Origin of the sequence: Kribbella jejuensis, assembly GCF_006715085.1 — a bacterium.
Lineage (GTDB): Bacteria > Actinomycetota > Actinomycetes > Propionibacteriales > Kribbellaceae > Kribbella > Kribbella jejuensis.
Genome location: NZ_VFMM01000002.1, coordinates 233680 through 254869, shown reverse-complemented (window position 1 = coordinate 254869; position 21190 = coordinate 233680). Strand labels below are relative to the sequence as shown.

Below are 21190 nucleotides of genomic sequence, written 5' to 3'. Positions count from 1 at the left end.
GGGGTGAGCTGCAGGGTCAGAGCACGCCGAGGAGCGTGTTGTGCGGTCGTGGCGCCGGGTTCGTGGCGACGGCCGCGGCGGCCGGCGTCCTCGGCAGTTGGACGTAGCCCGCGGCGCTCACGGCAGCCACGGCGGCCAGGAAGACCCGGCGGGAGAGGGGATCGGAGGAGTTCATGGCGGCTCCTTCACAGGTTCCAACAGATTGCCAAAAGGTTTTGGCAGATCCGAATTGATCCGACCGTAGAACCGCCGCCGGACGGCGACAAGGTCGTCCGCGGTGCCAAAAGTTTTGGCAACTGTTTGGCAGAACTTTGGCGTTGACCGGGCGACTCGTCGCTGTGAACACTTTCGGCCAAGACGTTTTGCCAAAACGTTTGACCAGAAGAACGGAGTCGAAGTGATGAAGCTTCGCAGCACGAGCGGTCGTCTCCGGGCCGCCGCGGCCGGCCTCGCCCTCGTGACGAGTGTGGCCTTGGCCGGGTGCGGTGCCGGCGGAAGTTCCGCCGGTACGGCCGGAAAGCTGACGGTCCTGGTGGAGGGCGGCGGCAAGGCCGAACTCCAGCCGATCGCGGACCTGTACAAGAAGCAGACCGGCACGACGGTCGACCTGGTCGAGCTGCCGTACGACGGCCTCTACGACCGGATCCAGACCGCGCTCGGGGCCGGCAAGGCGTCGTTCGACGTCGCGGCGCTCGACGCTATCTGGTTGAGCGCGTTCTCGGCCGGCCTGTCGCCGCTCGACGACCTGTTCACCGGCGACGTGAAAGGTGACCTGTTCCCGGGCCTGGTGACCGAGGCACAGGTCGGCGGTTCGTACGTCGGGATGCCGGTCTGGACGAACTCCGAGATCCTCTACTACCGCAAGGACCTGTTCAGCAGCCCGAAGGAGAAGGCAGCCTTCCAGGCGAAGTACGGGTACCCGCTGGTGCCGCCGACCACATGGAAGCAGTACAAGGACGTGGCCGCGTTCTTCACCCGGGACACCAACGGTGACGGCCAGACCGATCTGTACGGCACGGACGTGAAGGGCGCCGTCGAGACCGAATGGCTCGCCACCGTCTCGCAGACCGGTGAGAAGACGATGGTCCTCGACCCCAAGAGCGGCGACGTGACGATCGACGACGCCGACCACCTGGCCGCGCTGAACTTCTACACCAGCCTGCTGCCGTACGCGCCACCGGGCGCCGCGCAGCTCGACTGGGCCGGCGCGCAGAACCTGTTCTACCAGGGGAAACTCGCGATGATGCGGTTCTGGGGACACGCCTACACGCAGACGCCGGCCAACGCCGCGGTGAAGGGCAAGATCGGGGTCGCGCCGATGATCGCCGGCCCGGGCGGTATCGCCGGCGTACCCGGCGCCTGGTACCTGTCGGTGCCGAAGGCAACGAGTCACCAGGCCGAGGCGAAGAAGTTCATCGCGTTCGCCTACCAGCACAACGACCTGTCGATCAAGACCTCGCTGGGTCTTGTCTCGCGGATCTCGGCGTTCGAGTCGCAGGCCGGTGTCGCCGGACACGAGAACTACCCGGCCATCCTCACCACGCTCAAGTCCCCCGCGACGATCGCCCGGCCGGCGACCCCCAAGTGGCAGCAGATCGTCACCACCGTGCTGACACCGATGCTGCAGAAGGCCGTCGTCAAGGGCGCGGACAACGCGGCCCTACTGAAACAGGCCAAAACCCAGATCCAGGCCATCGTCAAGTAGACGACTCCGAAGGACACCCCTGTGCGCCTCAACGACCGCCGGTTCGCGCTCGTACTGATCGCCCCGGCCGCCTTGTTCCTGGCCGTCTTCGTGGCCTGGCCACTGGTCAGGTTCGTCTCGAACGCGTTCTACCAGATCTCCCCCATTGCCGGCGGTCCGCGGACGTTCGTGGGCTTCGGCAACTTCGCCACGGCCTTCGGCTCGACGGCGTTCCAAGGAGCCGCGCTGCGGACGATCGTCTACACGGTCATCGTGGTCACGCTCGAGTTCACCTTCGGCCTGGCCGTCGCGCTGCTCTTCGCGGCGCTCGGCGACCGCTCGACCGTGTTCCGGACCGTGTTCATGTATCCGCTGATGGTCGCTCCGGTGGTCGCCGGCCTGCTCTGGCGGTTCCTGCTGATCGACAACTTCGGCATCCTCAACGAACTGCTCCGACGGATCGGCCTGCTGCACAGTACGGACCAGATCGGCTGGCTGAGCGACCCGCGGATCGCGTTGTTCTCGGTCGCGATGCCCGATATCTGGCTGACCACCTCGTTCATCACGCTCGTCCTCTTCGCGGGCCTGCAGAACGTGCCCGGCGAGGTGATCGAGGCGGCCCGGATCGACGGCGTACCGTTCCCGACCTTGCTGTTCCGGGTCATCCTGCCGTTGCTGCGACCGGTGATCGCGGTCGCGCTGATCGTCCGCGGGATCGACGCGGCCCGGGCGTTCGACATCATCCTGATCCAGACCAACGGCGGCCCGCAGGACAGTACGACGACCCTCAGCCTACTGATCTACCGCACGATGACGCGGAACGGGGATCCCGGCCTCGCCAGCGCGATGGGCACCGTGTACCTGATCGCGATGCTGGTGGTCGCCGCGATCGCGATTCTCGCCATCTGGCGGCCGGGAGGCGAGGAGGCATGAACGGTCTCGAAACCCGTCGCCGCCCGGCGCGGATCATGCTCTGGACCGGGCTCGCCGCTGTCCTGGTGCTCTACGGCTTTCCGTTCCTCTACCTGTTGCTGACGTCGTTCAAGACGCCGCTGGACGCGATCGCCGTACCTCCACACGTCCTGCCGTCGCAGTGGACGCTGACCAACTACGTCGCCGCGCTGAGCAAGGAAGGCGTCGTACCGGCACTCATCAACAGCGTCGCGACCGCGGTCCTCAGTACCGCGTTCTCGCTGCTGATGGGCGTACCGGCGGCGTACGCGATCACCCGCTACCGGACGCCGAGCGGCCGGATCTTCGTGATCGCGGCACTGATCACCCGGATGGTGCCGACGATCGCGATCGGCGCGCCGCTGGTCGAGACGATGCGCCGGATCGGCATCTCCGACACCACGATCGGCCTGGCGATCGCGCACACCACGATCTCGTTGCCGCTGTCGATCTGGCTGATGTCGAGCTTCTTCGAGGCGGTTCCGGGCGAACTCGAGGAAGCCGCCAAGGTCGACGGCAGCAGCCGGCTGCAGGCGTTCCGGTACGTCGTGCTGCCGGTCGTCTCCGGTGGACTCGCGGTGACCGCCATCTTCGCCTTCCTCGCGTCTTGGAACGAGTTCCTGTTCGCACTCCTGCTCACGTCGGTGCGGGCGCAGACCACGCCGATCGTGATCGCCAACTTCCAGACCCAGTTCGGCCTGGACTGGGGCGGGATGACCGCGCTCTCGGCGGTGTACTCGGTCCCGGTCGTCCTGCTCACCCTCGCCCTGCAGCGGCACATCGTCGCCGGCCTCACCCTCGGTGCGGTCAAGGGCTGACATCCCTTCGAAGAAAAGAGAATCTCTATGGAGTTCTGGCAACCCAACAGCCCGCTCGGCGGCCTGGCGCACGTCAAGTCCGGCCGGTCGCGGCGCGAGTCGAGCTGGGACCGCAGCGGCGGCAACCGGGACTTCGCGGTGGTGCCCGCGGGCGAGACGTTCGTGATCGCGGACATCGCCGGTGCCGGGCGGATCGAGCACATCTGGCTCACCACCCGGTGCTACTCGGAGAAGTACCTGCGCAAGCTCGTGATCGAGATGTTCTGGGACGGCGAGGACAACCCGAGCGTCCGCGCCCCGCTCGGCGACTTCTTCGGCGTCGGGCACGCGGTCGCGAAGCACTACATCTCGCTGCCGTTGAACGCCGTGTTCGGCCCGCGGCGCGGTCCGAAGGGCCCGTTCGCGGCGGCGATGAACAGCTACTTCCCGATGCCGTTCGGCAGCCATGCCAAGATCCAGATCCGCAACGAGAGCGACCAGCCGATCGAGAACCTGTTCTACTACGTCGACTACGAGCTCAGCGCCGAACCGATCCCGGACGACGTCGCCCGGTTCCACGCGTACTACCGGCAGGAGAAGCCGACCACCGCCGTACGTCATACCAGCGACCTCGAGAACCCGGCGCCGTGGGATCTGCCCGGGACGAACCTGACCGGCGACGACAACTACGTCATCCTCGATGCGACCGGCAAGGGGCACTACGTTGGCTGTGTGCTCAGCATCGACAACTTCGACGCCTCCAACCAGGTGTTCACCTGGCCCGGCGAAGGCGACGACATGTTCTTCATCGACGGCGAGGTCTGGCCGCCGTCGCTGCACGGGACCGGTACTGAGGACTACTTCGGTGCGGCCTGGGGGTTCCCGAGCGGCGAGTACGCCGGTCCGTACCACGGCATCACGCTCGGCGCGAGCCCGCAGGAGCACTTCGGGCTGTGGAGCATGTTCCGCTGGCACATCGAGGACCCGGTCCGGTTCGAGAAGAGCCTGCGGGTGTCGATCGAGCACGGACACGCCAACGACCAGGGCAACGACTACTCCAGCGTCGCGTACTGGTACCAGTTGGGCGAGCACGCTCCGCACGCCGACCTGCCGCCGGTCGAGGAGCGGTTGCCGCGGCGCTGGCCGGAGCACGGCCTCTGGGACGAGTGATGCCTGAGGAGGAGGTGGTCATGGCCAAGGTGGGCATCCGCGATGTCGCGCGCGCCGCCGGTGTGTCCGTGACGACGGTCTCGCACGTACTGAACGAGACGCCGCACACCCGGACGAGCGAGGCGACCCGCGAGCGGGTGCGATCGGTCGCGCGCGACCTCGGGTACACCCCGAACCGGCTCGCCCGCGGCCTGCGCACCCGGACCTCGGACATGATCGGGCTGCTCACCGAGGAGATCGCCACCACCCCGCACGCCGGCCGGATCATCCTCGGCGCGCAGGAGGAGGCGAGCCGGCACAACCTCACGCTCGCGATCATCAACTCGCACCTGGACGCCGGCGCGGACGCCCGCCGCGCCGACGCCCGGGCGCTGATCGAGCGTCAGGTCGACGGGATCATCTACGCCACGGTGTTCCACCACGAGGTGTCGGTGCCGCGCGAACTGCGCGCGGTACCGGCGGTGTTGATAGGAGCCCTGGACAAGCAGGGCGTCGTACCGGCTGTCCTGCCCGACGAGGCCAGCGGTGCGGTCGATCTCGTCGCGCTGCTGGTCGACTCCGGGCATCGGCGGATCGCCTTCGCGAACTCGAGCATCGACGTGCCGGCCACCCAGGGCCGGCTGGCCGGCTACCTGCGCGGCCTCGCGGCGGCGGGCCTCCCGCAGGACGACCGGCTGATCGCCTCCGGGGTCTCGGAGGCGATCGGCGGCTACTCGGCCAGTCTGGAGTTGCTGGATCGGGCCGACCGGCCGACCGCGATCTTCTGCTACAACGACCGGATGGCGATGGGCGCCTACCGGGCCGCGCAGGAGCTCGGGCTGCGGGTCCCCGACGACCTGTCGATCGTCGGGTTCGACGACCAGGCGCCGATCGCGGGCAGCGTCCATCCGGCGCTCACGACCGTCGCCCTGCCGCACTACGAGATGGGCGCCTGGGCGGTGGCCACCTTGACCCGGTTGATCCAGAGCAGCAGCAAGACCTGGTACCGCTCGACCCACCCGACCTGGCTACCCTGCCCGGTCGTCGTGCGCGAGTCTGTCGCCCCGGTCAACCCCTGACGGCCGCCGGGGACCCGCTCGGCCGCCGCGGCCCTGCTCGTCCCGACGGCCGCTGCCGGCCGCTGCCGGTCCTTGACGGCCGCTACCAGATTCGCACCCGGTCCTCGGGAGCGAGCCACATGCCGTCGGATTCCGTTGTCTTGTAAGTGGTGTGGAACGCGTCGATGTTCTTCACCACGGCGTTGCAACGGAACTCCGGCGGTGAGTGCGGGTCGATGGTGAGCCGGCGGGCGGCTTCTTCGGGGCGGGTCTTGGTCGCCCAGGCGTGCGCCCAGGCAGCGAAGAAGCGTTCCGCGCCGGCCTGCAGCTCTTCCTCGGACTCGGTGCCGTCCAGGGACAGCTGGTAGGCGACATAGGCGATCGACAGGCCGCCCAGGTCGCCGATGTTCTCGCCGAGGGTGAGTTTGCCGTTCACCTTCTGGCCGGGGACCTCGGCCGGCTCGAGGGCGTCGTACTGCGCGACGAGCTTGTCGGTGCGCTGTTCGAAGGCGGCGCGGTCCTCGTCGGTCCACCAGTCGTTCAGGTTGCCGTCGGCGTCGTAGCGCGAGCCCTGGTCGTCGAAGCCGTGACCGATCTCGTGGCCGATCACCGCGCCGATCGCGCCGTAGTTGGTGGCGTCGTCGGCGTCCAGACCGAAGAACGGCGGCTGCAGGATGCCGGCCGGGAAGACGATCTCGTTCATCCGCGGGTTGTAGTACGCGTTCACGGTCTGCGGCGTCATCCGCCACTCGTTCCGGTCGACGGGCTTGCCGAGCTTGTCGAGGTCGCGCGCGGTCTCCACCGCGACCGAGCGACGGACGTTGCCGAACAGGTCGGCCGGGTCGATCTCAAGCGCGGAGTAGTCCTTCCACTCGTCCGGGTACCCGATCTTGGGCACGAACGTGCCGAGCTTGTCCAGCGCCCGCTGCCGGGTCTCCGGACCCATCCAGTCCAACGCCTCGATCCGCTGCCGGTAGGCCGCGACCAGGTTTTGCACGAGCTCGACCATCCGGGCCTTGGCGTCCGGCGGGAAGTGCTCCGCGACGTACAGACGGCCGAGCGCCTCGCCGAGCGCCGACTCGACCGCGGCGACGCCGCGCTTCCAGCGCTCGCGCAGCTCGGGCGCACCGGTCAGCTTCTTGCCGTAGAAGGCGAAGTTCTCGTCGACGAAGGCCTGGCTCAGCAGCGGTGCGGCGCTGTGCACGATCCGCCAGCTCAACCACTCCTTCCACCGGTCGACGTCGACCTCCTGCAAGGCGGCGGCCGCCGCGGTCAGGAAGTCCGGCTCGCGGACCACGACCTGCTCGAACGCGCTCTCCGGTACGCCGGCACCGGCCAGCCAGCTCGACCAGTCGAAGTCCGGCATCAGCTTGTCCAGCCCGGCCCGGTCGAGCTTGTTGTACGTGAGCTGGACGTCGCGCTCCTTCACCCGGTCCCAGTGCGCGCCGGCGATCCGGGTCTCCAGCTCGAGGATCCGATCGGCCGCGCCGGCCGGGTCCGCGAGGCCGGCGAGTTCGAGCATCTTGGCCACGTGTGCGACGTACGCCGTGCGGATCTCGGCGAAGTTGTCCTCGCGGTAGTACGACTCGTCGGGGAGGCTGAGGCCGCCCTGGGTCAGGTGGACGATGTTCTGGTCGGACTGCTTGGCGTCGGCGTCGACCCAGTAGTGGAACACGCCCGGGACACCCTGCAGCTCGAGCTGCCCGAGCACCGAGACCAGTCCGGCCGCGTCCGTCACGCCCTGCACCAGCGCGAGCTGCTCGGCGATCGGCTCCGCGCCCAGCCGCTCGATCGTCTCGGTGTCCAGGAAGCTGGTGTAGAGGTCGGCGATCTTCCGCGGCTCACTGCCCTCGGCGTGCCCCGCGGCGACGGTCTTCTCGACGATCGCACGCACGTCCTGCTCGGCGGTGTCCCAGAGCGCGTGGAACGCACCGTGGATCGCCTTGTCCGCGGGGATCTCGTGCTCCGCGAGCCACGCACCGTTCACGAACCGGTACAGATCGTCCTGCGGGCGCACCGCCTGCGCTTCGTCGCTTCCTGCTGTCATCCCTGGCCCCTTGTCCCAAGTCGAGTTGCTGCCAGCGAACATACCCGGTTCGGGTTCGCCGGGTCCGGGGATATCCACAGGGCCGTTCGCGGATCTACGGTGAACTCAGTGGAGGACTCATGAACATTCGTCGCGTCATCGCCATCCTCGGCCTGCCCGTGCTGCTGCTCGGCCTGGTCACCACCTCGGCGGCCGCCGGCAGCACACCCTCACCAGCTCCGGCAATGGTCAAACACTCGGTCGACCACGAACACTGCGACCCGATCCGCTTCCTGAAGCCCTAGGCTCACAATCCGTCGCGGTCGTGCCAGTGGTGCTGCCAGCGGGTGTCGATGGCGTCGTCGGCGCGCTGGTAGCGGATGTCGGTCGAGAGCCGCATGTCCTCGGAGACGTTGTCCAGTGCGGCGTGAACGGTGTGCGCGGTGTGGACGACGACGTCTCCGGCCCGGTAGTCCGTGACGAGCCAGTTGGCGTCGTACTCGATGGCCAGCGCGGGAAGGTCGGCCGTGATGGAGGCTGCGGGCCGCTTGAGCCGGCCGGCAGCCTCTTCGACGAGCACGCGGTGGTGGCTGCCCTCCAGATACGTCAATCCACCGCGACTGATCGGGCAGTCGCCCAGCGGGATCCAGGCGGACAGCACCTGGTCGCTGCCGCCGCGCAGGTACACCAGGTCGTAGTGCGCCTGCGTCGCCGTACCGATGCCGTTCTCGCCCGGAGCGGTCTGCCGGATGATCTTGCGGCGGTGCAGGAACGGTTCCCCGTCCAGGAACCACTCGAACCACCCCTTGAGCGCCGGCTGCGCACAGAAGGCGGCGTACTCCGGCCCGGGCACGATCTGTTCGAACAAGACCTTCCGGTACGTCGCTCTGTCCGCAGCGGCACCCGTGAGCCCGAAGTAATACTCGCGGAACGCCAGCACCACCACGGGGTCCAGCAGGCCGGTCAGGTACAGGTACCCGTCCCGCTGCAGGCGCGCCCGCAGTACGTCCCGGTCAGCACGCTCCGCATCAGGTACGGGCGCAAGCTCCCCCAGCCGGCGCTCATCCAGTACGTATCCGTTAGACGTCAGCACGTGTCCATTCCAGCGGCTGCCGGCGCCGTACGGAATGGACGCCAGTGATCCGATTCTTGGACTCTGGTTCGCTCCGGCGCCCGATTTCCTCCCTTCGGAGGAGGCGCGATCGACTTTCCGACCGGTAAAACCGTTCAGTGGGGTGACGTGTCCGGAGGCCGGACACCGATACGGTCATGGGTATGAGTGAAACGCAGCCCATCGACCCGCGATACGCGAACCGGTCGCCGCGCCGCCCAGCCAAGCGCCGCAACTGGTTCCTCCGGACCGTCGGACTGATCGTCCTGCTGTTCGTGCTCACGCTGGTCGCGGTCCCGCTGTACGCGTGGAGCCGGATCGACAAGATCGACGCGATGCCCACCGGCGACCGGCCGGCCAAGACCTCGGGGACGACGTACCTGATGGTCGGATCGGACGCCCGCGAGGACCTGTCCCGGGCCGAGCGCGCCCGGCTGCACACCGGCGGCGACGCCGGACCGGCGCGGACCGACTCGATCATGCTGATGCACGTCCCGAAGTCCGGGCCGACCGTGCTGGTCAGCATCCCGCGGGACAGTGCGGTCAACATTCCGGGCGTGTCCGGCAAGCAGAAGATCAACGCTGCGTTCAACAAGAGCCCGGCGCTGCTGATCCAGACCATCGAGAACGTCACCGGGCTGCACATCGACCACTACGTCGAGGTCGGCTTCGGCGGGTTCGCCTCGGTCATCGACAGCATCGGCGGCATCACCATGTGCTTGCCGAAGGCAATGAACGACGACAAGGCGCACATCAACCTGCCGGCCGGCTGCCAGCGGCTCGACGGCGTGAAGGCGCTCGGTTACGTCCGCTCCCGGCACGCCGACGGCCAGAACGACTTCGGCCGGGTCGAGCGGCAACGGCAGATGGTCGGCGCGATCGCGAAGAAGGCCAGCTCGCCGTCGACGTTCCTGAACCCGATCCGCTACTACAACGTGGCGACCAAGGGCGTCGACGCGCTCACGGTGGACAAGGACATGAGCCTGCTCGACTTCGTCCGGTTCGCCCGCGGCATGCGGGCCATCTCCGGCAGTGGCGGCGTGACGCTGACGGTCCCGGTCAGCAACGACAACTACCACCTGTGCTGCAACCGCGGTGACGCGGTCAAGTGGGACACCACCAAGGCCAAGGCCCTCTTCGACGCCATCAAGAACGACAACACGAGCGGTCTGAAGAGCAGTTGAAACTCGACGACCTGGCGCGGTTGCAGCTCACCTACGACGAGGTGGGCTGTACTCGGTACGACGAGACGCCTGTGGGGCTGCACCGGCTCGAGTGCACCGAGCGGATCGGAGCCGGCGACGAGGTGTTCCAGCGGGCTGCCGACGCGTTGCTGACCTGGCGAATGCATCGGGTCGCTGGGTTCGGGACAACTGCCACGGATACGCCGCCGCGGGTCGGTACCGACACGCTCGGGTTGCTGAACCTAGGGATCCTCAGCAGGCGACTGCAGAGCCGACGGGGCGTGCCGATCCCCTGCCGCGTCGTCTGGACCGTCGACGAGCCTGACCAGATCGGTTTCGCCTACGGCACGCTGGAGGGCCACCCCGAGTGCGGCGAGGAGTCGTTCCTCGTCACCCGCGAAGGTGACGACGTCCACGCCACTATCCGCGCCTACAGTCGCGGCGCCAGCTGGTACGCACGTCTCGGCGGTCCGGTCACCCGCAGGGCCCAGCACTATGCGGCCAGACGCTACCTGGCCGCCCTCCGCCGCCTCGCCACATAACAGCCAGATAGCAAGGGCCCCGCAAGCTCATACCTTTGCGGGGCCGCGACCTTTGTACCGTCCGTAGCAAGACCGGCGTCCGAGCGACACGCGAACAACGGACGACAACCCGGGGTGCAGCAGGAACCGCGGGACTGCAAGACTGTGGCGGGTGAGTCCTAAGACGTTGGCGGATCTGGTGGCGCCGGACTGGGCCGAGGCGTTGGCTCCGGTCGAGGACACTGTGGCGCGGATGGGTGAATTCCTGCGCGGAGAGATTGCCGCGGGCCGCGCCTACCTTCCGGCCGGCGAGAACGTACTGCGTGCGTTCCATCGGCCGCTGGCGGAGGTGAAGGTGCTCGTGGTCGGCCAGGACCCGTACCCGACGCCCGGCCACCCTGTGGGGCTCAGCTTCTCGGTGGCTCCCGACGTACGGCCGATCCCGCGCAGCCTGCAGAACATCTACCGCGAGCTGATGGCTGACGTCGGCGTACCGGCACCGTCGAACGGCGACCTGACGCCGTGGGCCGACCAGGGTGTGCTCATGCTGAACAGAGTGCTCACCGTGCAGCCCGGCAAATCCGGCGCACACCGCGGCAAGGGCTGGGAATCCGTCACCGAGCAGGCCATCCGCGCTCTGGTGAACCGCGGCGGCCCACTGGTCGCAATCTTGTGGGGCCGCGACGCCCAGACCCTCAAGCCGATGCTGGGCGACACGCCGTACGTCGAAAGCGCCCACCCGAGCCCGATGTCCGCCGACCGCGGCTTCTTCGGCTCCCGTCCCTTCAGCCGCGTCAACGCCCTCCTGGTCGAGCAGGGCGCCACTCCGGTCGACTGGCGCCTCCCCTAGAAGGACACGTGCTGGACCGGTGCCGAGGCGCTGTGCAGACTCGGGCCGTAGTGCTCGGCGAACAGCTTCGCCACCAACTCGCCGCGGCTGCCGACACCGACCTTCGCGAAGATCGCCTTGAGGTGGTCGCGGACGGTGTGCGGCGACAGGAACAGCTCGGCGGCGATCTCCGGGTTGGACAGTCCACGAGCGACCGCGCGGGTGATCTCCTGCTCCCGTGGCGTCAGCGCGTACGCCTCGACGATGATCGGCGCGAGCTGCGCCGACTTCGCCGGCTCGATGGTCAGCGCGACCGGACCGGCGCCACCGTCGGCGCCGCGCAGGTACGACGCGTGCAGCGCCAGCCAGCGCCCCGAGGCAGCGCGGATCCGGGCCGTGGCCGGACCGCGATCGGTACCGGCCTGGATGGCCATCGCCCGCGCCACGACTGCGCGCACCGGCGTCATGCTGTACGGCAGCGACGCCCAGTCGGGTCCGGCGGCCTCGGTGAGCAGGCGTTCGGCCTGCTCGTCCAGGGACAGCAATGACCCGTTGGCGTCGTACAGCGCCGTCCCGGGTCCGGTCCCGGCGGCGGAGCCGGCCGGCACCTGCGCCCTACTGACGAACGTCCGCAACGCCAGCGCCATGGCGGGAGCCACCGCGCGCAGAACTTCCAGGTCGGCCCGCGAGAACGGCGTTCTGGACCGCTCGCGATAGAGGTCGAGCACGCCCCAGACGTTCTCACCGAGGCGGCACACTCCACGGAGCTCGTCGCCGTATCCCTGCGGTGCAAGGAATTCGCGGTACCGCGCACTGCGCAGCGGGTGGTCGTCGGTCGCGGCGTACAACGTACCGACGCCGGACTCGGAACGGGCCAGGTCGCGGAACAGCAGCGCGTCCTCGACGCGGCACTCCCGCTCCCAGAAGGTCTCGCAGTCTCCGGGCTCGATGTTCTCGATCCGGACCGGGAGGGTCGCGAGCACGGTCGACGGATCGGTCGCGAACCAGCCCGCGCCGTCGAACGGCACGATCGTCCGCAACCGCTGCGACACCTGCTCGAACAGCAACTCCGGCGTGTCCGCGCGAGCGCAGGCCGCCATCAACCCACTCACGCGCCGCTCGATCGTCTCCATGGTCCCCCCACTCGGCACTTGCAGTGTGCGGGCGGACCGAGGCCTCCGGCAACCCCACATCTGTAGGGGGTGCCCACGACCGGAAACCCGCCGGTGGCGGGATGGGACCGGCGTCGTCCGCGCCGCAGGCTGATCGGCGTACCACTCAGAACCAGTCAGATCCAGAACGGAGCACCGAGATGACCACCACCGTGACGCACGCCGACGCACTCGATCGGCTCGCCACCGACCTCGACGGCACCCTTGTCCGGCCGGGCGAGGCGTCCTGGGACGCGGCCCGGCAGGCGTGGCACCTGAGCGTCGACCAGCGACCGGCCGCCGTCGTGCTGGCCCGCTCCGTCCGCGACGTCCAGTGCGTCGTCGCCGTCGCGCGCCGGCTCGGCCTTCGGGTCGCACCGCAGTCGACCGGTCACAACGCGGCCCCGCTGGGCCCGCTCGACGGCACGATCCTGCTGAAGACGTCGCCGATGCGTGCCGTCCAGATCGACCCGCAGACGCGGGTGGCGCGGGTCGAGGCCGGCGCGCTCTGGATGGATGTGACGCCCGCGGCGGCCGAGCACGGTCTGGCCGCGCTAGCCGGATCGGCGCCGGACGTCGGCGTCGTCGGTTACACCCTCGGCGGCGGCCTGTCCTGGCTCGGCCGATCACACGGACTCGCCGCGAACAGCGTCGTCGCGATCGAGGCCGTGACAGCCGCCGGCGAGCTGCTGCGGATCGGGCCCGACCGGCACCCGGAACTGTTCTGGGCGTTGCGCGGTGGCGGTGGGAGTTTCGCGATCGTGACAGCCCTCGAGTTCCGCCTCTACCCGATCACCGACGTCGTCGCCGGAGTGCTGTTCTTCCCGATCGACCGCGCGTGGGCCGTCCTCCAGACCTGGCGGACCTGGCTGTCTTCGGTACCGGACACCGTGACGTCCGTCGGTCGCCTGCTGCGCTTCCCGCCGCTGCCGGACCTGCCGCCACACCTGCGGGGACAGTCTTTCGCCGTGATCGAAGCGGCCTGCCAGCTGACGGACCCGGAAGCCGACGAACTGCTCGCGCCGCTGCGTGCTCTGGGCCCCGCGATGGACACCTTCCGCAGGGCTCCGATGCCCGAGCTCGCCGCGCTGCACATGGATCCGCCCGGGCCGACCCCCGGGTACGGCGACGGCATGCTGCTCGGCGAGCTCTCACCGCAGGCGATCGAGTCGTTCGTCCAGGCGGCCGGCGCGGCCGACGCGTTGCTGTCGGTCGAACTCCGGCAGCTCGGCGGCGCGCTCGCACCCGAGCGGTCCGAGGGTGGAGCGGTCGACTCCCTCGACGCGGCGTTCGCGCTGTTCGCCGTCGGCATCACGCCGGATGCCCGGGCGGCGAGCGCCGTACGGGCAGACGTCGACGCCGTACAGCACGCGATGGCTCCCTGGTCGACAGGCGGCGCCTACCTGAACTTCGCCGAGCGCCGCAAGGCCGGTACGGCGCTGTTCGGAGCGTCGGCGTACGAACGGCTGCAGGCGGTCAAGACGGCGTACGACCCGCACGATCTCGTTCGCGCCAACCATCCCGTGCCGCCGCTGCCTACGCTGCGGGCATGACGCGCTATGTGATTGATGCACCCACTCTGTTGCACCTGGTCGAGCGGGAGCTGGCGGTGGCGGCGCACCATCAGCTGGTTGCCCCTGCGGCGATCAGGTCGGAGGGGCTCGAGCTGCTGTTGCACGACGTACGGCGGGGGAAGCGGACCGAGAAGGATGCGCGGCAGCTGCACACCCGGATGACCGAGGTGAAGATCCGTGCGCTCGGCGACCGGGTGTCGCGCTGGACCGCGTGGAAGATCGCCCGTGATCAGGACTGGGACACGCTCCGGGACGCGGAGTACCTCGCGGTCACGCAGCTGCAGGCGGATGCCCTGGTCACGGTCGATCCGCGGCTGGCGGCGCTGGCCGACGGCCTCGTCCCGGTGCAGCCGGTGGAGAATTTGTTCGAATGATCCATTGCAGGATCGTTCAACAATCTCCTATGGTGAGCGGAATCGCCCTGTTCCCCCGGGAGGAACCATGTGGGTTCTGCTCGCCATCGCCGTGGTGGTCGTCGGGTTCGCGCTCCGGATCAATTCGATGCTGGTCGTCACCGCGGCCGGGATCGTCGCCGGCCTGATCGGCGGCCTGTCTCCGGTCAAGATCCTGGACGCGTTCGGCGACGGCTTCGCCGGCAGCCGGTCCGTCACCGTCTTCATCGTCACGCTGCCCGTCATCGGGCTGATCGAGCGCTACGGCCTGCAGCACCAGGCCCGCAAGCTGATCAGCAAACTCAAGGTGCTGACCACCGGCCGCCTGCTCGCGCTGTACATGGTGATCCGGCAGGGCACTGCCGCCGTCGGCCTGACCAGCATCGGCGGGTACGCGCAGGCCGTCCGGCCACTGATCCACCCGATGGCCGCCGGTGCCGCGGAGCGCAAGTACGGCAAGCTTCCGGAAAAGATGCAGGAGAAGATCAAGGGCTTCGCGGCCAGCGCCGACACGGTCGGGGTCTTCTTCGGTGAGGACATCTTCGTCGCGATCGGTTCGATCCTGCTGATCACCGGCTTCGTCGACACCACGTACGGGCTGAAGCTCGAGGCGATCGACATCGCGGTCTGGGCGATCCCGACCGGGATCTGCGCACTGCTCATCCACGGCACCCGGCTGTGGCTGCTCGACCGCACCCTAGACAAACTGGCGGCCGAGGCGGACCTCGAGGCCCAGGAGGCCGTCCGATGATCAAGGTCGAGTGGTTCTACTGGCTCTGCGGGCTGCTGTTCGTGCTGATCGCGCTGCAGGTCGTCAACGACCGTGGCAACCCCAAGCGGCTCGGCAGTGCGGCCTTCTGGGGACTCCTCGGATTGTCCTTCGGCTACGGGACGTTCGTCGTGCACAAGCAGGCTCCGGCCTGGGTGCTCGGCATCGCGGTGATCGTGATCGCGGTCCTGGCCGGCTTCGGCTTTCCGACGCGAGGTCAGGAACGGACGACGACTCCGGCCGAGCGCGAGCACTTCGCGAACAAGTTCGGCAACAAGCTCTTCCTGCCCGCGTTGGTGATTCCGGTCGTCGCGGCGATCTTCGGGGCCTGGCTGGCGAAGGTCGAGCTGGGCAACGGCAAACCGCTGCTCGAGACCGGTTCGGCCACGATCATCGGACTCGGCGTCGCGTCGATCCTGGCGCTGATCGTCGGCATGGTGCTGTTCCGGCCGAAATCCCTGGCCGCGCCACTGCACGAGGGGCGCCGGCTGCTCGAACACATCGGCTGGGCCGCGATCCTGCCGCAGATGCTGGCCACGCTCGGCCTGCTGTTCACTGCGTCCGGCGTCGGCAAGGCGGTCGGTCACGTCACCAATCACCTGATCCCCAAGGGCTCGCTGATCGCCGCGGTCGCCTTGTACTGCATCGGTATGGCGATCTTCACGATCATCATGGGCAACGCGTTCGCGGCGTTCCCGGTGATGACGGCCGCGGTCGGGTGGCCGCTGCTGGTGCAGCAGTTCCACGGCACGCCCGCGGTCGTGTTCGCGATCGGCATGCTGGCCGGCTTCTGCGGCACGCTGTGTACGCCGATGGCCGCCAACTTCAACCTGGTCCCGGCGGCGCTGCTGGAGATGAAGGACCAGTACGGCCCGATCAAGGCGCAGATCCCGACCGCGATCCCCTTGCTGGCCTGCAACATCGTCCTGATGTACGTCTTCGCGTTCTAGAAGGAGCCGTGATGAAGTACGCCGCAGCCTGGGCCGACATCGCCTGTCAGGTACTCGACACCACCTACCCCTACGCCACCCAGCACGCGTCGACCGGTCCGGACGACGTGGACGTCACGCCGGACCGTCTGCACCCGGCGTTCCACGGGTCGTACGACTGGCATTCCAGCGTGCACATGCAGTGGTCCCTGGTCCGCCTGGTGACACTGGCGCCGGAAGAGGCCGGGCAGCGTCCGATCGAGCTGCTGGATCGGCGGCTGACGCCGGAGGCGATCGCTGTCGAGGCGGCGTACCTGCGGGAGCGGCCGTCGTACGAACGCCCGTACGGGTGGGCGTGGGCGGCCATGCTCGTCGCGGCGACCCGCGGAACGCGGTGGGCCGATGCGCTCACGCCGCTCGGGGACGTGATCGCGGAGCTCGTTCTCGCGTGGCTGCCGAAGCAGGTCTACCCGGTGCGGCACGGCGTACATCTCAACTCCGCTTTCGCACTGGCGTTGTTGCACGAGGCGTACGGCGAGCTCGGCCGGCCGGACGTGGTCGAGGCGATCCGGTTGCGAGCACTGGAGTGGTACGGCGCGGACAACGCGTACGACACGCGCTTCGAACCGTCCGGCACCGACTTCTTGTCGCCGGCGCTGACCGAGGCGGAGCTGATGCGACGGGTGCTGCCGTCCAGCGAGTTCGGCGACTGGCTGGCGGCGTTTCTGCCGGGGCTTGGCGCAGACGCGCACCAGCACCTGCTCGATGTGCCGGCGACTGTTGATTCCACTGATGGGCAGTTGGCGCACCTGGACGGGTTGGCGTTGTCGCGGGCGTGGCAGCTGCGGTCGATCGCACCGGCACTTCCTTACGTTGCCGACGTACTGCGGGCCGCTGCTGATCGTCAGGTGGAAGCAGTGCTGCCTACGGTGACGGACGGGGATTTCATGTCGACGCACTGGCTTGTGTCGTTCGCTCTCCTCGCCGACCAGGCACAGCCCAGGTAACCGCCGGTCGACCCTGACCTCCCAGCGCCGCGATTGACAGCGGCGCAGCTCCGCCGTACCGTCTCGCGCTAATAGGAAACTTTCCTAACAGTCCTCAGGCTCAGCGCGGCGAGTTCCCGACGGCGGCGAAGGGAGGCAGGGTTGGCTCATGGCAACGACACCCGGAACGCCGCGCCTGCTGCGCGCGATGAACGACCGCGCCGCCCTGAATCTGCTGCTCAGCCAGGGCCCGCTCTCCCGGACCACGCTCGGCAACCTGACCGGCCTGTCCAAGCCGACCGCGTCGCAGCTACTCGCACGGCTGGAGGCGGCCCACCTGGTCCGCCCGAGCGGGACCAGCGCCGGCCGGCCGGGGCCGAACGCGCAGCTGTACGAGATCAACGGCGAGATCGCGTACGTCGCTGGGCTCGACGTCAACCCGGCGCGGATCCGGGCCGCGGTCGCGGACCTGACCGGGAAGGTCGTCGGCCGGTACGAGCTTGCCACCCCGGGCCGGAGCGCCAAGGGCACGGTCGACCGGGTAGTGAAGGCGATCGAGGGCGCGGCCGGCGAGGCGGGCCTGAGCCGTGACCGCCTGCGCCGCGTCTCGATCGGTACGCCGGGTGGTTTCGACCCGACGACCGGGCGGCTGCGGTACGCGACCCACCTGCCAGGCTGGCACGCCCCGCACCTGCTCGAGGAGCTGGCCGCGGCGATCGCCGTACCGCTCGAGGTGGAGAACGACGTCAACCTGGCCGCCATCGCCGAGCAGCGCGTCGGCCACGCCCAGCAGCATGACAACTTCGTGCTGCTCTGGGGCGACGAAGGCATCGGCGCAGCGATCGTCATCAACGGCCGCCTGCACCGCGGCGCGACCGGCGGCGCCGGGGAGGTCGCGTTCCTGCCGTTGCCCGGTACGCCGCTGGTTCGCAACGTCGGCCGCAACAACGCCGGCGGTTTCCAGGAGCTGGCCGGTGGCGAACCGGTCCTGGAGCTGGCCCGGGAACACGGCCTGAAGGCCCGCACGCCGGAAGCCGCGATCGCGGTCGCGCTCCAGACCGAGGGCGTCGGCGACGCCGTCCTGAACGAGTTCGCGCACCGGCTCGCAGTCGGTCTGGCCGCGATCGTCGCGGTCGTCGACCCGGAGCTGATCGTGCTGGCCGGCGGCGTCATCACCGCGGGCGGCGAACGCCTGCGCGAGCTGGTGCAGGACGAGCTCGCCGATCTGACCGTACCGCGGCCGCAGCTGTTGATGACCGCGATCAGCACCGACCCCGTGCTCTCCGGGGCACTGCAGTCCGCACTGAGCACCACCCGCGACGAGGTCTTCGACACCGCGGGTCCCCCGATCACCTAGGAGCCACGCATGAAACCCACCGTCGTCGATGGTGGGTCTACCTACACTCCTGAGCTGGTCGACGGATTCGCGCGGTCGCGTGACACGTTGCCGGTCTCGCAGCTGGTCACCGCGCTTGCGGCGCACTACGGCAAGTCGGGTTTGAAAGCGGTGATCCAGGCGTTCCACTTCGGTGAGCTGCCGAGCGAGCGGCAGCTCGAGGCCGGTCCGGTGCTGTTCGAGGTCGCGGCGGCGGGCGATTCCGTTGCCTTGGGCATCGTTCAGCAGCAGGCCGAGGAGATCGTCGCGATGGCGTCCAGCGCATTGCGGCGGCTCGACCTACTCGGTGAGTGCGTCACCGTCGTACTCGGCGGCGGGGTGCTGACGGCGGGGCACTCCGTACTGCTCGATCGAGTGTCCCGGTTGCTCGCCGAGGTCGCTCCGCAGGCGGTGCCGCGCGTGGTCGACGTACCGCCGGTGGTTGGTGCTGCGTTGCTCGGCCTTGATCGCACCGCGGCCGGAACGGCGGCGCAGGAACGGTTGCGTGCAGCGTTCGCCCCGCAGCCTGCCGCTTGATATTGCAGACGTGTTGCAGCGGCGTCGGCGGCAAACTCCCGAGCAGGACGTGGCGTCCCACTTGTAGGACCACATCCACTCGGGAGGTCGATGATGATTCGAAGGATCATGGGTCTTGGCGCGACGGCGGCACTTGCGGTGACCGCACCGCTCGTCGCCGGCGCCACGCCGGCCAACGCCGGTACTACTTGCTCCGGCTCGGTGGCCGGCCTTTCGGCGGCGACGTACGCCGACCGGCTCGTCCGCGCGTGGGGCAGCGGCAATGCGACGACCGCCAACTGCTATGCCTCGACGGCGACCTCGCGCACGCTGTTCGGGCAGGCGTCGCCGGGCGGGATCCACTGGCGGCGCGTCTCCACCGAGGGCGCTGCCGGGACGATCTACGTGACGTACCACGACGACGCACGCGGCGGGAACCTGACGATCGGCGTACAGAACGTCGGTCTGCGCGCGGGCAGCGGCTGGCATGCGGCGTACACCGCCAGGTTCAGCAACGAGCCGAAGGCGTGGAACGCGGTGCAGTGGTCGGACAACCTGGTCCGCGCCTGGGGCCGCGGCGACACCAAGTGGACCGCGTACTACGCGACGCCGGCCGCGGTTCGGAGTCTGCACCGCGTGGCTGCTGTGGGTGGTACGCACTGGACGCGGATTCGCGTCGAGGGTGCTGCCGGTACGACGTACGTGACCTATCGGAACGATGTCACGCGACACACGCTGGTGATCGGCGTGTCCAACGTCGGCCTGTCGCAGGGCGACGCGCATGCGGCGTACACCGTGCAGTACCACTGATCACTTGAGCTCGAGGTGCTTGGGTGTAATCATGATTACATGAGTACACAGACCGAGCACGAGAAGGTGCGGGGCTGGCTGACCGGACGGTTGCCCGGCGACTGGTTCGAGGGTGAGACCGAGCTGTCGATCGACCGGGACGAGATCCTGATCGTCGGCCGGATCCCCGCACCCGAGCAGAGCAACGACGTCAGCGCCGCCGAGCGCTCCGCCGCCGAAGAGGGCCGGATCAAGCAGTTCCGGGAGGACACCCGCGAACGCCGGATCGAGATCGCCCGCGAACTCGAACACGCCGCCCGCCGCAAGGTCGCCTGGGGAGTCCGCTGCGGCGACACCCGGACCGTCTTCACCTCGCTGTCCGCCCCCGTGATGACCCGCCTCCGCCAGCCCGAACGCCAGGTCCTCGACACCCTCGTCGACGCCGGCGTGGCCCGCTCCCGCAGCGACGCCCTCAGTTGGTGCGTCAAACTCGTCGCCCAACACAGCGAAACCTGGCTGGCCGACCTCCGCACCGCCATGACAAAGGTAGAAGAAGTCCGCAAAGCCGGCCCCGACACCCAACAGGACTGAAAGGGCCCCGGGGGGACCACCTACATCCCCCCACCGTCGCCACGCCTCCTGGCACTACACCCACCCACTCCCTATGCCCCGCACCACAGGCGACCGCGCCACGCCCGCCCGCACCGCGCGCTCACTCGCGCCCCGCGCGCCTGGCGATCGGTCCGTGGATCTGACTCACGTAGCCGCATCCACTGATTGCCTAGCGGTCCGGTAACAGCCCGTGGATCTCGCCCGCGCCTGACTCGGTCAGGTGAGCGATCGTTCGGAGCGTTTCGAGTGGTGTGAGGTCCGAGTTGTCGATGGTGGCTGACCACGGTGAACGCTTGGCGCGCAGGTGGTGGAGGTCGGTCATCAGGCGGCTCGGTGAGCGATCTGGGTCGGCGGCGGTCCGCCGGAGGACGGCTTGCTCGGAGGGATCCAGGGTGAGGTGGAAGACCCGGCCGAGGCGCAGGAGGTGCGGGATCACCGGATTGAGGTCGAAGGCGTCGTGGATGGCGTTTCCGGCGATCAGCACATTTTCGTAGCCCGCCCCGAAGAACGAATCCGCGAGCTGGACGGACTGGCGGAGCACGAGCGCGGTGCGCGCATCGTCGTACGGGAGGTCCCACAACGGATCGACCATGAAGAACAGCTGGTCGGTATCGATCGCGGCGGTCCGGCCCCAGACAGCAAGCTTTTGATCGTGGCTCAATCGGAGAACGGTTGTCTTGCCGGAGCCGGCCGGACCGCAGAGGAACACGGTTCTAGGCATTCGCGTCGGACCGTCGTGCCAGGACGAGCTCACTCACGCGGTCAGGATAGTTGGTTGCCCGGCTCA

Annotated in this window: 23 protein-coding genes; 18 read left to right on the top strand and 5 right to left on the bottom strand. The window is 68.7% G+C overall.

Annotated elements, in window-relative coordinates:
* Window positions 1-16 precede the first annotated feature (16 nt).
* Window positions 17-175, bottom strand: a complete 159-nt coding sequence (locus tag FB475_RS36880) for a hypothetical protein (RefSeq protein ID WP_185759381.1) — start codon at window positions 173-175, stop codon at window positions 17-19.
* A gap of 225 nt (window positions 176-400) precedes the next feature.
* Here FB475_RS36880 and FB475_RS21150 point away from each other — a divergent pair, with 225 nt between their 5' ends.
* Genes FB475_RS21150 through FB475_RS21130 form a run of 5 tightly spaced genes read left to right on the top strand, consistent with a single transcriptional unit; the run spans window position 401 to window position 5660 of the window.
* Window positions 401-1705, top strand: coding sequence for an ABC transporter substrate-binding protein (locus FB475_RS21150; RefSeq protein WP_141858305.1), 1305 nt, complete (start codon window positions 401-403; stop codon window positions 1703-1705).
* Between the two features lie 21 nt (window positions 1706-1726).
* Window positions 1727-2617, top strand: coding sequence for a carbohydrate ABC transporter permease (locus tag FB475_RS21145; RefSeq protein WP_141858304.1), 891 nt, complete (start codon window positions 1727-1729; stop codon window positions 2615-2617).
* On the top strand, window positions 2614-3453 hold the full coding sequence (locus FB475_RS21140; RefSeq protein WP_141858303.1) for a carbohydrate ABC transporter permease: 840 nt from the start codon (window positions 2614-2616) through the stop codon (window positions 3451-3453). The genes FB475_RS21145 and FB475_RS21140 overlap by 4 nt, the downstream gene beginning before the upstream one ends.
* 27 nt (window positions 3454-3480) lie before the next feature.
* A complete protein-coding gene (locus FB475_RS21135; protein ID WP_141858302.1) occupies window positions 3481-4602 on the top strand; it encodes a glycoside hydrolase family 172 protein in 1122 nt (373 codons plus the stop codon).
* Complete coding sequence (locus FB475_RS21130) at window positions 4602-5660, top strand: LacI family DNA-binding transcriptional regulator (protein ID WP_202878463.1); 1059 nt, start codon at window positions 4602-4604, stop codon at window positions 5658-5660. The genes FB475_RS21135 and FB475_RS21130 overlap by 1 nt, the downstream gene beginning before the upstream one ends.
* Window positions 5661-5742: 82 nt before the next feature.
* On the opposite strand, the gene FB475_RS21125 is transcribed toward FB475_RS21130, so the two are convergent.
* Window positions 5743-7686: a M13 family metallopeptidase gene (locus tag FB475_RS21125; protein WP_141858301.1), complete on the bottom strand. Its 1944-nt coding sequence runs from the start codon at window positions 7684-7686 to the stop codon at window positions 5743-5745.
* A 119-nt stretch (window positions 7687-7805) separates the two neighbouring features.
* Between FB475_RS21125 and FB475_RS36875 the strand changes: the two genes are divergently transcribed.
* Window positions 7806-7970: a hypothetical protein gene (locus FB475_RS36875; RefSeq protein ID WP_185759380.1), complete on the top strand. Its 165-nt coding sequence runs from the start codon at window positions 7806-7808 to the stop codon at window positions 7968-7970.
* A 2-nt stretch (window positions 7971-7972) separates the two neighbouring features.
* Here the strand turns inward: FB475_RS36875 and FB475_RS21120 are convergent, their stop codons facing one another.
* Entirely contained in the window at window positions 7973-8758 is a 786-nt protein-coding gene (locus tag FB475_RS21120; protein WP_141858300.1) for a phytanoyl-CoA dioxygenase family protein, read from the bottom strand.
* 182 nt (window positions 8759-8940) lie between these two features.
* Here FB475_RS21120 and FB475_RS21115 point away from each other — a divergent pair, with 182 nt between their 5' ends.
* From FB475_RS21115 to FB475_RS21105, 3 genes are all read left to right on the top strand, one after another.
* On the top strand, window positions 8941-9960 hold the full coding sequence (locus FB475_RS21115) for an LCP family protein (protein ID WP_141858299.1): 1020 nt from the start codon (window positions 8941-8943) through the stop codon (window positions 9958-9960).
* Window positions 9957-10502, top strand: a complete 546-nt coding sequence (locus FB475_RS21110) for a DUF1990 family protein (protein ID WP_141858298.1) — start codon at window positions 9957-9959, stop codon at window positions 10500-10502. The genes FB475_RS21115 and FB475_RS21110 overlap by 4 nt, the downstream gene beginning before the upstream one ends.
* Window positions 10503-10653: 151 nt before the next feature.
* On the top strand, window positions 10654-11331 hold the full coding sequence (locus FB475_RS21105; RefSeq protein ID WP_141858297.1) for a uracil-DNA glycosylase: 678 nt from the start codon (window positions 10654-10656) through the stop codon (window positions 11329-11331).
* Here FB475_RS21105 and FB475_RS21100 read toward each other — a convergent pair.
* Entirely contained in the window at window positions 11328-12443 is a 1116-nt protein-coding gene (locus FB475_RS21100; RefSeq protein WP_185759379.1) for a LuxR C-terminal-related transcriptional regulator, read from the bottom strand. The two genes, FB475_RS21105 and FB475_RS21100, sit on opposite strands and share 4 nt — an antisense overlap.
* A 179-nt stretch (window positions 12444-12622) precedes the next feature.
* Here FB475_RS21100 and FB475_RS21095 point away from each other — a divergent pair, with 179 nt between their 5' ends.
* The 9 genes from FB475_RS21095 (at window position 12623) to FB475_RS21055 (ending at window position 20382) form a co-directional block, all read left to right on the top strand.
* A complete protein-coding gene (locus FB475_RS21095; protein WP_238332319.1) occupies window positions 12623-14014 on the top strand; it encodes an FAD-binding oxidoreductase in 1392 nt (463 codons plus the stop codon).
* A complete protein-coding gene (locus tag FB475_RS21090; protein WP_141858294.1) occupies window positions 14011-14409 on the top strand; it encodes a PIN domain-containing protein in 399 nt (132 codons plus the stop codon). Before FB475_RS21095 ends, FB475_RS21090 begins: the two co-directional genes overlap by 4 nt.
* A 67-nt stretch (window positions 14410-14476) precedes the next feature.
* Window positions 14477-15178, top strand: coding sequence for a DUF969 domain-containing protein (locus tag FB475_RS21085; RefSeq protein WP_141858293.1), 702 nt, complete (start codon window positions 14477-14479; stop codon window positions 15176-15178).
* Window positions 15175-16146, top strand: coding sequence for a DUF979 domain-containing protein (locus FB475_RS21080; protein ID WP_141858292.1), 972 nt, complete (start codon window positions 15175-15177; stop codon window positions 16144-16146). Before FB475_RS21085 ends, FB475_RS21080 begins: the two co-directional genes overlap by 4 nt.
* A gap of 11 nt (window positions 16147-16157) precedes the next feature.
* Complete coding sequence (locus FB475_RS21075) at window positions 16158-17132, top strand: DUF2891 domain-containing protein (RefSeq protein WP_141858291.1); 975 nt, start codon at window positions 16158-16160, stop codon at window positions 17130-17132.
* 148 nt (window positions 17133-17280) lie between these two features.
* Window positions 17281-18468, top strand: coding sequence for an ROK family transcriptional regulator (locus tag FB475_RS21070; protein WP_141858290.1), 1188 nt, complete (start codon window positions 17281-17283; stop codon window positions 18466-18468).
* Window positions 18469-18477: 9 nt separating this feature from the next.
* On the top strand, window positions 18478-19023 hold the full coding sequence (locus FB475_RS21065) for a hypothetical protein (protein ID WP_141858289.1): 546 nt from the start codon (window positions 18478-18480) through the stop codon (window positions 19021-19023).
* A gap of 90 nt (window positions 19024-19113) precedes the next feature.
* Entirely contained in the window at window positions 19114-19812 is a 699-nt protein-coding gene (locus FB475_RS21060) for a hypothetical protein (RefSeq protein WP_141858288.1), read from the top strand.
* Between the two features lie 39 nt (window positions 19813-19851).
* Window positions 19852-20382, top strand: coding sequence for a hypothetical protein (locus FB475_RS21055; RefSeq protein WP_141858287.1), 531 nt, complete (start codon window positions 19852-19854; stop codon window positions 20380-20382).
* A gap of 190 nt (window positions 20383-20572) precedes the next feature.
* On the opposite strand, the gene FB475_RS21050 is transcribed toward FB475_RS21055, so the two are convergent.
* Window positions 20573-21124 carry an ATP-binding protein gene (locus FB475_RS21050; RefSeq protein WP_141858286.1) on the bottom strand — a complete coding sequence of 184 codons (552 nt, stop codon included), beginning with the start codon at window positions 21122-21124 and terminating at the stop codon, window positions 20573-20575.
* Window positions 21125-21190 lie beyond the last annotated feature (66 nt).